Source organism: Acidithiobacillus sulfurivorans, assembly GCF_018853815.1.
GTDB lineage: Bacteria > Pseudomonadota > Gammaproteobacteria > Acidithiobacillales > Acidithiobacillaceae > Acidithiobacillus > Acidithiobacillus sulfurivorans.
In genome coordinates, this window is sequence record NZ_JAAOMP010000063.1 from 1 (window position 1) to 466 (window position 466).

1 pseudogene is annotated in these 466 nt (G+C 56.0%); it reads left to right on the forward strand.

Annotation, left to right across the window (positions count from 1 at the left end):
* Nucleotides 1-466, forward strand: a pseudogene (locus HAP95_RS05690) (DNA-3-methyladenine glycosylase); the annotation flags it as partial.

Genomic DNA, 466 nt, shown 5'->3' on the forward strand with positions numbered 1-466 from the left:
TACGAATCTCTCATCTGGGCCATTATCGGTCAGCAGATTCATGTTGCCTTCGCGCGTCGTCTCAAATACCGCTTTCTGGAACACTGCGGGGATCAGGTTCGAATGGACGGTCACCTGTATCCCGTATTTCCGGAGCCAGAGCAGGTTCTCCTGGCCGATCAGCAGAAGTTAGCGGCCCTACAGTTCAGCCGCCAGAAATCGGGGTACATCGCCGCTGTTTCCGCAGCCGTGGTCGACGGGCGGCTCAATTTTGATGCAATCCGCGCTCTGCCACAGGAGCAGGCGATCAGTCATCTCCTGAAATTCCGAGGAATAGGTCGATGGACTGCGGAGTATGTCCTGATGCGTGGATTGGGATATTCGGACTGCATACCGGCAGCCGATATAGGGCTACGGAAGGTGGCTGGAGAACTCTATGGGTTAGGGCGGACGGCATCAGAAAAGGAGGTGCGTGACATCACGGAAC